Below are 15,018 nucleotides of genomic sequence, written 5' to 3' on the forward strand. Positions count from 1 at the left end.
TACTAACTATGTTAATTCTCAATTTTCAATTCTCAATTTTCAATTATTTAACCGGCGGATAATCAATCGTATAATGTAATCCCCGGCTCTCTTTCCGTTCCATCGCTTGACGAGTGATCAAATAACCTACATTGATCATATTACGCAACTCACATAATTCACGGGATGCCTTACAACGTTTGAAAAGGCTCTCTGTCTCCTCATATAAAATATCCAGACGGTTCCACGCACGGATCAAACGTGTGTTACTACGAACGATACCTACATACGCTTCCATGATCTGGTTTACCTCTTTCATGCTTTGGGTGATCAATACACGCTCTTCATTGGTGATCGTTCCCTCATCGTTCCATTCCGGTACATCTTGGTTAAACTCATAGCGATCCATGACGCTTAATGAGTGTTTCGCCGCAGCGTCGGCATATACAACTGCCTCGATCAATGAGTTTGAAGCTAAGCGGTTACCACCGTGCAGGCCGGTACAAGAACATTCTCCGATCGCATATAGGCGACGGATGCTGGATTGCCCGTTTAAGTCTACCTTGATACCTCCACATAAATAATGGGCCGCAGGGGCTACCGGGATGTAATCTTTCGTGATATCGATCCCTAAGCTGAGGCATTTCTTATAGATATTGGGGAAATGTTTCTTCGTCTCTTCCGGATCTTTGTGCGTCACGTCCAAATAGACATGGTCTTCACCCCGTTGTTTCATCTCGCTATCGATCGCACGGGCTACGATATCACGGGGAGCCAAGGAAAGACGGGGATCATATTTATGCATGAACTCCTCGCCGCCAAGGTTTCTCAATACAGCTCCATATCCGCGCATTGCCTCGGTGATGAGGAAAGAGGGACGGTCGCCCGGATGATACAAGGCGGTCGGGTGGAACTGGATAAACTCCATATCTTTTACGGAGCCTTTCGCGCGGTAAACCATGGCGATACCGTCTCCGGTAGCTACCAGCGGGTTTGTCGTATTCCGGTAAACGGCCTCGCAACCGCCTGTCGCCATAACGGTTATCTTTGACAAGAAAGTATGTACCTCGCCCGTATCCTCGTTCAATACATAGGCACCGAAACATTTGATACCGGGGGTATGGCGGGTGACGATAATGCCCATATGGTGCTGGGTGATAATCTCTACCGCATAATGGTTCGTGAATACGGTGATGTTGGGATGGTTGTTTACCGTTTCTATCAAGCTCGTCTGTATCTCGGCTCCCGTATTGTCGGCATGGTGCAGGATACGAAACTCGGAGTGTCCTCCTTCTTTATGCAGATCGAATTCTCCGCTTTCTTTCTTATCGAAATTAACTCCCCATCGGATAAGCGCCTCGATCTGGGCAGGGGCCTCGCGCACGACTTTCTCCACGGCCGCCCGGTCACTGATCCAGTCGCCGGCGATCATCGTGTCTTCTATGTGCTTCTCGAAATTATCTACTTTCAAGTTGGTTACGGAAGCGATACCTCCTTGTGCGAAATATGTGTTGGCTTCTTCTTGTCCGGCTTTACAGATAAGTGCTACGCTCTTGCCTTCATTGGCTACTTTCAGAGCGAAACTCATACCGGCGATTCCTGAGCCTATCACTAAGTAATCGAATCTTTGTACCATGTTTTCTACTGTTTAGGCTCACAAAGTTAGGGATTAACTGATTAGGTTGTTCCTTTTGCGCTTGCTTTTCGTACAAAATAAATATTGACTACAGGTTTCCCGGATAGAGCCTTGCGGGTTGTGTTACTGCAACCCGGCTTGCAGTGGAGGCCTTTAGAATTGGACGGATAATCCCAGCGTGAAGGTACGGGCTACAGGATAGATGGAAGTGGTCTCGATACCGGGTTCTACGCCATTCACGTTGATATTAGCGGGATCGCCTCCGGTATATCCGGTAAGTGTAAATACATTATTTACCGAGAAATAGCAGCGTAACGATTGAATCCATTTATTGTCTGGGAGAGGAATTTTATATCCCAAGGTCAATTCTTCTAATTTCAGGAAATTACCGTTCTCAAGAAAATAATCGCAATAGATCTTGTCTCCCTTGATGGCGTCGTTACGGGTATAAGCGTCTTCTAAAAGATTGGTAACCGGTACGTTTTGTAGCCCGTAGTACATTTGTTTCAGATTCAACAGGTCGTACCCCAGCCAAGAGGTGAAAAACAATCGTAAATCAAAATTCTTCCAAGTAAACGTATGGCTGAAAGAGAGCTGCACTTTCGGTACGCCGTTGCCGATAAAATTCTTGTCTTCCTCGGTTCGTTCCGTGGTCGGGATCTTTCTCCCGTCTTTGCTCCATACCAAGATATTACCCTCGGCGTCGGTTCCGGCATAGCGCCAACCGAAAAAGGAGCCGATTGGCTTTCCCTCCTCCAAGCGGATAGCCGGGCCGGGTAATCCGGGGGTGGGAAGATCATACAGATAGGTATAGCCTAGTTTGAACTGATTGTTGGAAAGACTTTTCAGCGTACTGCTCAATAGGCTACCCGTGAGGCTTGCCGAATATTGAAAATTCTTTGTACGCACAGGTAGCCAATTCATTTCCCATTCCAATCCTTTGGAGTCGATAGTGCCTACGTTTGTCGTGATATTATCATGGATCATGGGAGGCTTGATCGCGTTGTAGACAAACAGGAGATCTTTTGTCGTACGTTTGAATAGATTCAAGGAGAGCATGAGGCGGGAGTTGAATAAGATCGCCTCGGCGCCTATGTTGGTATGCAGACTTTTTTCCCAGCGTAAATCCGGATTAGGGTTATTGCTAGGTCCGAATACTTGTATCCATTTGCCATCTACCATGACTTTACCCGCTCCGGCGTACGTCTCTAGCGATTGGTAAGGGGAGAAATTATGGCGGCCCGATACCCCGTAACCAACCCTGAATTTAAGATCGTCCAACCATTCCGTTTGGAAGGCGGGTAACTCGCTCAAGCGTATACCACCCGAAAGGGCAGGGAAGTTGCCCCATTTATGATTCGCCCCGAATTTACTGGAACCTTCCCTGCGAAACGAAGCGGAAAGCATCAATAAGTCCCGGTAGGAATAATTAAACCGGGCAAAGACACTAATCAACTTGCTGGAATTCTTGAACGAGCTTAAAGTCGCTTTTCCATCGGTTAGATAAGAACCGGTGCCTATGTTGTTCCATGTGAAGAAGTCGGTAGGAAAGTCGGCATTTCCGGCGTTCATTCCCGAATGATCCCAACGTTGGAATGAATAGCCTATCATCGCTTTGACCGTGTGCTGGTCCCACGCTTTATCGTAATGATTCGTCCAGTCTAGCGTCCGGTTTACATATTTGGAAGAGGTACGATCCGCTCGCCCTTTCCGGTTATTGTCTACGGATTCTTTGGCCCGTGAGGTCCAATAGACATTTTCCTCACTCTCTTCCCGGTTCTCGGCGAGCATAATGGTGGAGTAAAAAGGTTTGCTCCAGTTGATCCGTGCGGTTAGCGAGCCGGTCATAAACTGGTTCTCTTGTTGCCGGTTTTCCTCTTTTAGTGAGGCTACGGGATTATCCCGCTCGAAACCGGAAGGATAGAGATACTCCGTCTCCTCCTCATCGGTATAGATCGGGGCGGTAGGATTGGCTAGCATCGCCTGTTGGAAAGCTGTATGGTTACCTAGGCGCAAATGTTGTTTTTTGTAAGCGAGCGATACGGTTAGTTCCAGATAGCCGGAGAGGAGGTTTTGGCTGATATGGGTACGTAAGGCGTATTCCCGGCGGGAGGATACAATGTCTAGCCCTTGTCCGTCCCTGTAATTCATGGAGATACGGAACGCCCCGCTTTTCCATCCGTTTTGAATGGATAAATCATGATTTTGTTCCAAGGGGCAGGAACGTATCAAAGCGGCTTGCCAATCGGTATGGTACCCTAGATCAGCGTCTCTCCCGGCTGCTACAAAGGCTTCGGGCGAAAGGATACGAGGTCTATTATATTCGTGAGCGGCCGCTAGGTAGGTTTGGTAATTAGCCTGCAACTTATCCGAGCTTTTACCGCTTTTGGTCGTTATCAAGATCACTCCGTTAGCCCCGTTCGATCCGTAAATGGCGGCGGAAGACCCGTCTTTTAATACCGATATGGAGGCGATTTCGGCTAGCGATAAACTATTCAAGGATACTCCGGGTACCCCATCTACCACGACTAGCGGATTGTTTCCGGCCAAAATAGACCCGGCGCCCCGTATCTGTATATCCGGTATCGAGTTTATATCGGACAAGGAAGATCCCGAGATACTCATTCCGGCGATCAATCCTTTGATGCCTTGGATGGGATTGTTGACCTTCCCGGATAAGAACCGTTCCGAGGATACATAACCCACGGCTGATGTCAGTTCCTTGCGTGCCAAGGTTCCGTAGCCGATCGCTACCACCTCGTCCAAATTAAAGACAGCCGGTATCAATTGGATCTGTAAATGACGGTTATCGGGCCCCACCGTCCTTAGCTCCGGTTTATAGGCCAGATGGGAGATTTGTAGCCGGCACGAATCCTTATCCGTAAAGAAGCGGAAATACCCTTCCTCATTCGTTAGTCCTCCTTTACCGGAAAGAAGGTCGATTACCGAGACAAATTCCATGGGAGACCCTTTCTCATCCGTGATATAACCCGTAACCGGGACTGGATAGGGCTTGGGCTTCCCTGTATCGATCTTAGGCATCAACAAGATTTGTACGTCCATGATCTCATAGCGTATCCCGATCGGTCCGCATAGCCGGTCTAGTATTTTACGGATATCCGGCGAGGTTATTTTCTCATTGATTTTCTGTTTCATATCCAACTGAGTCTCGTTGTATAGGAAAAGATAAGGGGATTGTTGCTCTATTTTCCGCAATACATCCCTTAATTGAGTCCCATGTTCATTCAAGGTGATGGGAACCTCGATCTCTTGGGCCCGTGTATGCGGGACGCAAAGGAACAGAGCCGTTATTAAGAATGATATGTATATCTTGATTTGCATAGGGTGAATTAAACGGTTAATAGATATATCCTTCCGAGCGTTTCAATAAGGGATTGGCCGATATCGCCCGGGCAGGTATCGGATAGAACCGGCGATAACTATCGGAGGGTTGCTTATCCCACCAGATACCGGTCGTGAATAGGCCGAACCGGTTTAAATCGGTACGTCTTCGTTTCTCCGCTAGAAATTCACGTCCCCATTCATCCAATAATTCCTGTGCGGTAAGGACGGAGCCATCTTCCGGATAGCGTACTTGTTCCCAGTCTTCCGGCGCATAGTATCGTTTGCGTATCTGGTTCAAGATCGCCTCGGCCTTGGCTGGATTACCCAGACGAAAGGAAACTTCCGCCAGCGTATAATAAACCTCTGTTAGCCGTAACACTACCAGATTATTCGCCATCAGCCCCACGTCTCCGGATGGATAAAGCGGATATTTCACGATACGGATACCTGTATTCTCCTCGCCGGTCTTGATATTGGATGCGAGGGAGGTGAATCTTTTATCTTGTATGATCCACGGCGTATCGGAAGATAATTGTTTATCTGTGAGCGCTTTCTTTTCCGTATCGGATAGATGGTCGGAATAACGTGCTACTTGATCTATGAAAATGAGGGGGTAGTTTCCCCATTCCTCGGCACCATACTGAAGCTGGTCGCTATTGTATATCTGTTGGGCTCCGAAGAGGAATAATCCCTCGTAAATGCCTTGTGAGAGTACCTTGAAGTTCTTCTTCCGGAGATCCGTATCAGGAAATTTGGAAAACGTGCGTCCTAACGTATAAGGGTAGGGCTTGCCGGATGGATCGTAAGAGGGACTGAGGTGACAACCATTATAGGCCGCCGGCAAATCCTTGCCACAGCCGAATCGTTCGGGCGCTTGGTAGTGCATAAAAAACAGATAGTAAAAATCATCATACCCTACTTGCCGGGACTGGGGATAAGACCAGATTAGTTCCGGACAATCTTGATTGCCCGCATTCCATAAATCGGTCCATTCCGAGGTGAGAGAGTAAGTGCCGAACTCTCCGTTGATAATCCGTTCGCAAAGCGCTCCGGTCTGTTCCCACATCGGTATATTGATATACCAAGACGCGTTAAAATAGAGCCTCATCAATAATACGGCCGCCGCTCCTTGTGTGATACGTCCTTCGTAATTCTTAGAGGGTGCCTTGGGTAAATCGGGGATGGCGTTTAATAAGCTCTCTTCTATAAAGTGGAAATTTTCTTGTGGGGTGGCTGAACCAACCTCTTCCTCTGTCGTGAGGGAAATTGCGGGGATGCGGAACGCATCCAGAAGTAAAAGTTGGAAATAAGCCCGTAAAGCGGTAAGCTCGGCGATATGCTGCCGCTTGTCGGACTCTGCGAGTCCGAAGTTATCATATGATAACTCTTGGATATCCGCCAATGTATTATTACAATATCCGATACCTCCGTAGCAAGCGTTCCACATTTGCTCGCTGTTTTTCTCGTACGTGTCCCATGTATGTTGGTGGATCATACGCCATACGCCCCCGTCTTCCCAATGCTCTCGTTTTTGGGTGATCACGAGTTGATCCGCCGATAACTCTTGCAGCCAGAAAGAGAAATTAGTCTCCGCCCATTTCGCGTGCTCATAAGGGCGGAGTACGGAAGCCATTAGAGATTCATAATCCGTATAATAATCCTCTTTCTCCAGCTGGTCGTATAGGTCTTCTTCCAGATCGAAGCAGGAGAAGAGCAGCGGGAGAAAAAGAAAGGTTAACAGCAGTGGCGCGTATCTCTTCATTGAATAAGAATCAAGTTCGTACCCGTGAGTTTATTGGTTTGTTGTAATACGGTTTCTAATTTTTGTGTCTTTAGAAAAGCGCCGGAGAAACGTTGATCATCGTTTTCCGGACGTGTGTACATGAGTGAGACCTTATAGGTTTGTTCGATCAAGCGTACGATTTCATCTAGGGAAGCGTTATCATAAAAGATGATCCCTTTTCTCCACGAGGTAAGCCGTTCACTATCAACTTCCGTTACCGTATAATGTTCGTCATTCACGAAATAATCGGCTTTTTGGTTCGGATGCAACTGTACCAATTCTTTCTCATGCGCGTTATTCAGGCTCACCTTTCCTTCTACCAAGATCACGGAGATCTCGTTTCCTTGATCGGAGGTCTGTACGCTGAAAGAGGTTCCCAGTACCTTGACCGATAAGCCGGAAGCATCAACTATAAAAGGCTGCTCGCTATTGGGAGTGACCTCAAAGAAGGCTTCTCCTCTGATTTTCACTTCTCGTACGGAAGAGGCGAATACCTCCGGATAGCTTAGCTCGGAATTCTCTCTCAAATAAACGGAACTACCATCGGGTAAAAGGATCGAACGATCCTCTTGCTCAGCTATAATCGTTTGCCATTCGGCATTTCCTGTTCCCGCTTTTCCGCCTTGATTCAAGAAATAGACGGTAACTCCGGATACAAGCAATAGTAAGACCACCGCTGCTATCGAGAACCATATTCTTCGGGAAGAAGTTGAGACCAAAGAAATAACCGGTGCCTCTTCTGTTTGCGATTGAGATTCCGAGGGCGTGATGATCGAAGCGATCCGATTCCATTTCCGGTCCGTTTCCGGATCGGCTTCAGTCTCTTCCAAAGGATTCCATTCGGCGGTTCGCTTCCGGAAAGCGGCCTCCCATTCCTTTGAGACATGGATGGCTTGAAGCAACTCCGCTTCTTCCTCCGGGGTCGCCTTGCCTTTCAGATACCGTGTAATTATATGTTCGAATCGTTTATTCTCCATTTTCCTGTTTTACTAAATCTTTATTACCATTTCCAAAGACTAAGGAGCGTTCCCAGTAATAAGGCATAACGCCTTAATCCATCCCGGAATCGTTTCAAGGCACGGGTAATGTGTTTCTCCACCACTTTCTCCGTAATAGCCATATGTTCCGCTATCTCCCGGTTTTTCAAGCCGTTCAGACGGCTGAGAACGAACGCTTCCTTGCATTTGGGCGGTAGTTCCTCCATAATCTGATCGATCGAGTCGGACAGTTCCTTTTGGATCAGCAAGGAGGAAGGGTCGGGTACGAAATCCGCCGCGTATAATCGCTCGGCAGTCTCGGTATCCGGTATCCGTTGCTGTACCGAATCGGCTATCTGACGGTGTTTTAAATAGTTTAGACAACTATTCCTTACCATCATGAAAAGAAAAGAGGTCAGCGAGATGTTATCCAGCAACTCCCTTCTTTCCCATAATTTCAAGAATACATCCTGTACGATATCCTCCGCCTCGTTTGTATCGTTGGTGTATTTCTGGGCAAATGCCTCTAAACGGGGAGAGAACTTGCGAAAAGCGTATTCGAACGCCTTTGCGTTGCCCCCTCTGATCTTATCGAAAAGAAGACGATCATCCGTTAGATACAATTGCTCACACATACCACTTTAGATAAAAGATTGAGGCAAATGTAACAAAAGTATTCTATTTTATGATCAAATCAATTTATTATATAACAACTAGGCCCGCTTTTACCCGCCCTTTATTCCTGTAAGATTATTTTATGTCCGAGAAGGGGGGGATTCCCCCTCTTGGTTGTTTTATCAAGCAAACGAAATAAATAAAATTAATTTAGTAATCTTAAATTGTAAAGCATGAAAAAGCATTTCTTCTCTTTGCGGGAAAGAGGTTTGTTCCTACTTCTTTTGGGACTTTTTCTTTCCTTTAGCAGTTATGCTCAAGACATTACCGTAAAAGGTGTAGTGAAAGACTCTAAATTCGGCGATCCGATTATTGGAGCTAGTGTCCTTGTGAAAGGAACAACGAATGGTACGATTTCCGATATGGACGGAAATTTCACGTTGGCAGCTCCGAAAGACGGGACTCTGACCATCTCTTATATCGGTTATAAATCACAAGAGATCCCGGTAAATGGACAGCAGAACCTGAATATCATTCTGGACGAGGATGTAGAGGCGTTGGACGAGGTGGTAGTAGTAGGTTACGCTACCGGTAGCAAGCGTACGATCTCCGGTGCGGTAGAGCGTATCAAGAAAGAGGATATGAACCAAGGTGTGGTGAATACGCCGTTGGAATCCTTGAAAGGTAAGGTTGCCGGTGTGGTAATCTCCAAGACGGGTGGCGACCCTGCCTCTAAGCCTTCTATCCGTGTACGTGGTACGACCTCTTTGTCCGGTGGTAATGATCCCTTGGTGATTATCGATGGCGTATTCGGTGATTTGAGCATGTTGGACGCAATCGCTCCCGCCGACATCGAGACGTTCACGATCTTGAAGGACGCTTCCGAGACCGCTCAGTACGGCTCACGTGGTGCCGCCGGTGTAATCGTAGTGACTACGGTGAAAGGTAAGAACGGTATGAAGACGTTGAGTTATAACGGCAACTTCGGTATCAGTAATGTTTATAAGAACTTGAAGATGTTATCCGCCGATGAGTTCCGCTCTACGGCGAAGGCGTTAGGCATGACTCCGCTGGATATGGGAGGTAATACGAATTTCTTCGACGAGATCGAGCAGTTGGGTTATACGCAGAACCATAACATCTCTTTCGGCGCGGGTAACGACGATTCGAATTATCGTGCTTCTGTAGGCGTGATCGATCAACAGGGTATTATCAAGAATAGCGGTATGAAGAATTATACGGCTAAATTGGACGCTTCCCAGAATATGTTCAACAATAAGTTGAAAATCGAGTTCGGTATGTTCGGTTCCTTGAAGCAAGTGGATTATACGAACGATTATGAGAAAACTTTCTATTCGGCCGCTACTTACAACCCAACCTTCCCTACGCATAAGAATGAGGATGGCAAATGGGATGAGGATCCCTACGCGAACGAGATCCAGAACCCGCTGGGACGCCTTGAGATACAGGATCGTGAGAAGAACGCTTACGTGAACGTACACGGTAAATTGACTTGGACGATTCTGGACGGGTTGAAACTGAGCGCATTCGGCTCTTATACGTATAACGTGAAGGAGAACATGAAGTATATCCCGAAAGATTTGAAGGCGATTACGCAAACTTCCGACGCTCATGGTTACCGTGCGGATAATAAGCAGAATATCTTGATGGGTAATATCCAGTTATCCTATAATAAGGATTTGAATGAGAAACATCATATCGACGCTTTGGCCTTGGTAGAGGGACAAAAATATCATTATACGGGATTTAGCGCCGGTGCCCGTGGCTTTGAGACGGATTACTTCGGTTATAACAACCTGAAAGCGGGTGGTACGGTGAAATACGGAGACGTGACTTCTTTCCAAAACGAGAATCGTCTGGCCTCATTCATGGGTCGTTTCAATTATATGTATGACAACCGTTTTATCGCCACCGTGAACTTACGTGCGGACGGTTCCTCTAAATTGGGTATGAATAATAAATGGGGCTTCTTCCCTTCCGCTTCCGCCGCTTGGGTGTTGAATGAGGAGGCTTTCTTGAAAGACGTGGATTGGCTGAGCCAGTTGAAACTACGTGCGGGTTATGGTCTGACCGGTAACCAAGATGCTATCGAGGCTTATAACTCGTTGGCTTTGATGAGCCCGAACGGTGTGACTTCCGTCAATGGAAATTCTACCGCTACCTATGGCTTTACACGTAACTCGAACCCGGACTTGCGTTGGGAGGTGAAAAAGACATTCGATGTGGGTGTGGACGCTGGTATCCTCGATGGCCGCTTTACGTTGACCGCCGATTGGTATACTTCCAAGACTACGGATCTGTTGTATAAATACGCGGTTCCGGTTCCTCCGTTCGTATATCCGGAATTATTGGCGAACTTGGGAGAGATGACCAACTCCGGCGTGGAATTGGCTGTAAGCGGTGGTATCGTGAAGACAAAGGATTTCGATTTCAACATGGGCGTGAATTTCTCTTACCAGAAGAATAAATTGAACTCCTTGAGCGGTTCTTATATGGGACAAGAGTTGCAGGCGAAACAATATATGGATCTGTCCAGTATGAGTGGTGCCGGTTTCGTAGGAAACAACCGTGTGGTTTATCAGATGGTAGGCCAGCCTGTCGGAGTGTTCTACATTCCTCGTTGCTTGGGCTTGACTCCGGCTTTGGATGAGAATGGAAACGCTATCGAAGGCCGCTATATCTACAACTTGGATCAGACGATCGATGGAAAAGAGGGTTTGGATACCAATGATGGTGGCGACCGTTATATCGCCGGCCAAGCCATGCCGAAATATTATCTGGGAATGAACTTCAGCTTCCGCTACAAACGCTTTGACTTGATGACGCAGATGAACGGCGCTTTCGGTCATAAGATCTTCAACGGTACATCGCTAGCTTATATGAACTTGAGCCAGTTCCCTACATACAACGCGTTGGCTAAGGCTCCGGAAAGCAAGATCTACGACCAGTCGATCTCTGATTATTGGTTGGAAAAGGGCAATTATTTGAATATCGATTATATTACGTTGGGTTACAACATCGATTGCAAGAAGATCGAGAAATACGTGAAGAATATCCGTGTGACATTCTCGGTGAACAACGTAGCTACGATCACGGGTTACTCCGGTTTGTCTCCGATGATTAACAGTACGACGGTCGATAAAGATAATAATGACCTAGGTATGGATAACAAACGTTTCTATCCGTTATCCCGTACGTATTCATTAGGTTTGAGTGTTAACTTCTAAATCCATTTAAAGAGTCATGAAAAAGAAATTTATATATAGCTTTATGATAGCCGCTGCCGCCGCGGCATTTTCTTCCTGTTCTAATTTTTTGGAAGAGCGTCCTACAGACGCGTTTGATGAGGAGACCGCGTTCCAAAGCCCTACGTTGGTCTATGTAAACACGGTTGCGAGCTTGTACAATAATATGTTTAAGATCATGGGTAACGACCGTCATGTATATGACTTGAATACCTTCTCCAGCGATGAGGCTATGCTTCCTTGCCGTATTGGCGACTGGGAAGATGGCGGTTTATGGCAGAATATTTTCTTACACCGTTGGGGCACGATGAATGATTTGACCAAGAACTCTTGGGATTTCTTGTATGAGCAGATCGGAAAATGCAACCAGAGTGTTGATAAGTTGCAAGCCTTTGCCGAGGAACAACCGGACGTGGAATATTTCAAGGTTTATCTGGAAGAGGTCCGTGCGGTCCGTGCGTTTTTCTATTATGAGTTGTTGGATTTGTTCGCTCGTGTTCCGTTGGTAACTTCCTCTACGACACCGATGTCTGAGGTAAAGCAATCTGAGCGTAGCGTTGTATTTAACTTTGTCCGTTCGGAGTTGGAGGAGGCGTTGCCTTATCTTTCAGATAACCGCAGTAACCAAAAAGGTGAGTATTACGGACGTATTACCAAGCCGGTGGCTTATATGATCTTGGCTAAGTTGGCGTTGAATGCGGAGGTTTATGCGGACGACAATTGGACGGACGGCAATCGTCCAGCTGGAAAGAACATCAAGTTTACCGTTGACGGTAAAGAGATGAACGCTTGGGAAGCTACGATCGCTTATGTGGATAAGTTGGAGGCTTTGGGCTATAAATTGCAGGGAAACTTCTCGGAGAATTTTGCCGTAGCGAACGAGACCTCGGTTGAGAATATTTTCACGGTTCCTATGGACCCGGTTGCTTATCCGGACGCTAAGGACTACAATTTGGTACGTACCCGCCATTATGATCATGCAACCGCTTACGGCCAATCCGGATGGAATGGCTCTTGCGCTACGGTGAAGGCGATGAACGTGTTTAAGTTCGGTACGGCGGATGAGGATCCTCGTTGTAAGCTTACTTATTTTACGGGCGAGGTAACCGGTCCGGACGGAAAGACGATCTATACGGAATGGGACGGACAGAAAGTTCCTTTGAAATATGAGCCGAACGCCCCGAAGGTATATATGGATGCCTCCGATGGTTTGTTGGTGAAGACCGCCGGAGCTCGTATGGCTAAATATGAGTTCGACCAGAATGCTCAGGATGGTGGAAACTTGCATGGAAATGACTGCGTGATCTTCCGTTTCGCCGACGCGTTGCTGATGAAGGCGGAAGCCAAGATTCGTTTGGGACAGAATGGAGACGATGAGGTGAACCAAGTTCGCAACCGTGTAGGCGCCAAACCGCTACAAAACGTAACGCTGGATACGCTATTAGACGAGCGTATGCTTGAATTAGCGTGGGAAGGCGTACGCCGGCAGGATTTGATCCGTTTCGGCAAGTTTACCGAGGCTACGGTAGACCGTTATGTAGGCGTGAAACATTCCGCCAGCTCACTGGATTATCAAGAGGATAAGACGGGATATACAACGGTATTCTCCATCTATGCCGATATCCTTAGCCTGAATCCTAACTTGACACAAAATCCGGGATATTAATACGATTCATTTTAATCTTTAAGGCTTTATCAGGGGGCTGTCCGTTATTGGGCAGCCCTTTCTTCTTTTTGCTTGATTTTCCCTAGTATCTTCGGGAATTTCCATATAAATAACAACGTACAGCAAATAGCGGCCGTGGCATCCGATACGGCTTCTGCTGCGTATACGCCGGTTACCCCCATAAAATGAGGCAATAGTAATGCCAAAGGAATCAAGAGGATTACTTTACGAAGCAAGGCGATAAAGATAGATATCTTAGCTTGTCCCAACGCTACGAACATATTCTGGCAAGCTCGTTGTAAGCCAAAAATCGTCATACCCGCCAAGAAGATGGGCATGACCCAACGGACGGTATCGATCAACTCCTCGTCGCTTGTAAAAGCGGAGGCTACGGTTGAGGGGAATAAGATCATGAATAGCATGAGTATCAAGTTGAAAGAGAACATAACGATTAGCACGATACGAAAACAATCTTTCACCCGCTGTTTGTCTCCATGTCCGTAATTATAGCTTATGATCGGTACGAATCCTTGGGCGAAACCGGTCAGCGGTACGCTAGCGAATTGCATGGCACTCTGTAAGATAGCCAATGCGCTCACATAGATATCGCCAAAATTTTTCAAACTACTATTCAAGACGAAACCGACCAGACTCTCCGTGCTGGCCATGATGAACGGAGAAATTCCCAAAGCGAACATCGAGAGTACGATTCTTCGGTCCAGTCTCATATACCGCCTTTCCAAAGACAAGGAGGCACGTCTTGAGAAAAGGAAGCTCAATACCCATATGGCACTGCAAGCTTGCGATAGGATCGTGGCGAGCGCGGCGCCTTTTACCCCCATATCCAACCAGAAAATGAAGATAGGGTCTAATACGATATTCAATAAAGCCCCGATCAAAACCGAGCACATAGCGATAGACGGACGCCCTTGTGCGTTGATAAAGGCATTCAAGCCCGTGGATATCTCGACAAACAGAGTGCCCAGTAAATAAATAGAGAGATAATCCACCGCATATCCTAACGTATATTTTGATGCTCCTGTAAAAAGCAGGATCGGTTCCATGAAGGTATAGGTGATGAGGGAAGTGAATATAGTAAATAGGATAAGCAATATAAATCCATTTCCCACTATTTTTCCGGCCCGTTCCCGGTCGCCCTGTCCGAGAGCGATGGCCGCTAACGGTGAACCTCCCGCTCCCACGATAGCGGAGAAAGAGGAGATCAAGATCACGATGGAGGTGGTCACCCCTATACCGGCCAAAGCGTTTGTCCCGATCTCGGGAATATGCCCGATATAGATACGATCTACGATATTATAAAGTAAGTTGACAAATTGGGCCGCTACCGCCGGAAGCGCCATTTTGAAAACCAGCGGTAGCATACGTTCCGTACCTAGCCTAGCCTCGTATTTGTTCTTCATATTCAATCGGGATTTCAATTAAAATGGCTGCAAAGTTACAAGAACTTGTTGGATTATATAATCGAGTTCCATAAATTACCAGTTAATAAAAAACACTTAATATCTACCACATCTACAATTCCTTCTTATATGCCTTATAAATAAACATCTTATATAGTGGTTGTAGATAGAAAATATCTACAATTATCATTCTTTATCTACCATGTTTTGATAGAAAACGCAAGAAACCAAATTATCGTTTAGGTTCGTGTGTCGTAGTGCCTATATATGTAAAAGTAGTTTCTATTAGGGAAAACAAAAGTTTCGTGCTGAAGAAACTTTAGTTTCTAT

At 46.5% G+C, this 15,018-nt stretch carries 8 protein-coding genes; 2 read left to right on the forward strand and 6 right to left on the reverse strand.

Annotation, left to right across the window (positions count from 1 at the left end; genetic code table 11):
- Positions 1 to 43: 43 nt before the first annotated feature.
- From nadB to ACYIA1_RS16160, 5 genes are all read right to left on the reverse strand, one after another.
- A complete protein-coding gene (gene nadB / locus ACYIA1_RS16140) occupies positions 44 to 1,615 on the reverse strand; it encodes an L-aspartate oxidase (RefSeq protein WP_057327032.1) in 1,572 nt (523 codons plus the stop codon).
- A 153-nt stretch (positions 1,616 to 1,768) separates the two neighbouring features.
- Positions 1,769 to 4,957, reverse strand: a complete 3,189-nt coding sequence (locus ACYIA1_RS16145; RefSeq protein WP_480335875.1) for a SusC/RagA family TonB-linked outer membrane protein — start codon at positions 4,955 to 4,957, stop codon at positions 1,769 to 1,771.
- Positions 4,958 to 4,973: 16 nt separating this feature from the next.
- Positions 4,974 to 6,722 (reverse strand): RagB/SusD family nutrient uptake outer membrane protein, encoded by a 1,749-nt coding sequence (locus ACYIA1_RS16150; RefSeq protein WP_196008805.1) that lies wholly within the window; start codon positions 6,720 to 6,722, stop codon positions 4,974 to 4,976.
- Entirely contained in the window at positions 6,719 to 7,720 is a 1,002-nt protein-coding gene (locus tag ACYIA1_RS16155) for a FecR family protein (protein ID WP_057327030.1), read from the reverse strand. The genes ACYIA1_RS16150 and ACYIA1_RS16155 overlap by 4 nt, the downstream gene beginning before the upstream one ends.
- Before the next feature lie 23 nt (positions 7,721 to 7,743).
- A complete protein-coding gene (locus ACYIA1_RS16160) occupies positions 7,744 to 8,355 on the reverse strand; it encodes an RNA polymerase sigma-70 factor (protein ID WP_057329613.1) in 612 nt (203 codons plus the stop codon).
- 213 nt (positions 8,356 to 8,568) lie between these two features.
- Between ACYIA1_RS16160 and ACYIA1_RS16165 the strand changes: the two genes are divergently transcribed.
- Complete coding sequence (locus tag ACYIA1_RS16165) at positions 8,569 to 11,583, forward strand: SusC/RagA family TonB-linked outer membrane protein (protein WP_005863703.1); 3,015 nt, start codon at positions 8,569 to 8,571, stop codon at positions 11,581 to 11,583.
- A 16-nt stretch (positions 11,584 to 11,599) separates the two neighbouring features.
- The gene (locus tag ACYIA1_RS16170) at positions 11,600 to 13,267 is read left to right on the forward strand and encodes a RagB/SusD family nutrient uptake outer membrane protein (RefSeq protein WP_036616454.1); all 1,668 of its coding nucleotides are present in this window, start codon (positions 11,600 to 11,602) and stop codon (positions 13,265 to 13,267) included.
- Between the two features lie 44 nt (positions 13,268 to 13,311).
- On the opposite strand, the gene ACYIA1_RS16175 is transcribed toward ACYIA1_RS16170, so the two are convergent.
- Positions 13,312 to 14,688, reverse strand: a complete 1,377-nt coding sequence (locus ACYIA1_RS16175) for an MATE family efflux transporter (RefSeq protein WP_087346916.1) — start codon at positions 14,686 to 14,688, stop codon at positions 13,312 to 13,314.
- Positions 14,689 to 15,018 lie beyond the last annotated feature (330 nt).

It is taken from the genome of Parabacteroides sp. KHUB-02, from assembly GCF_056640955.1.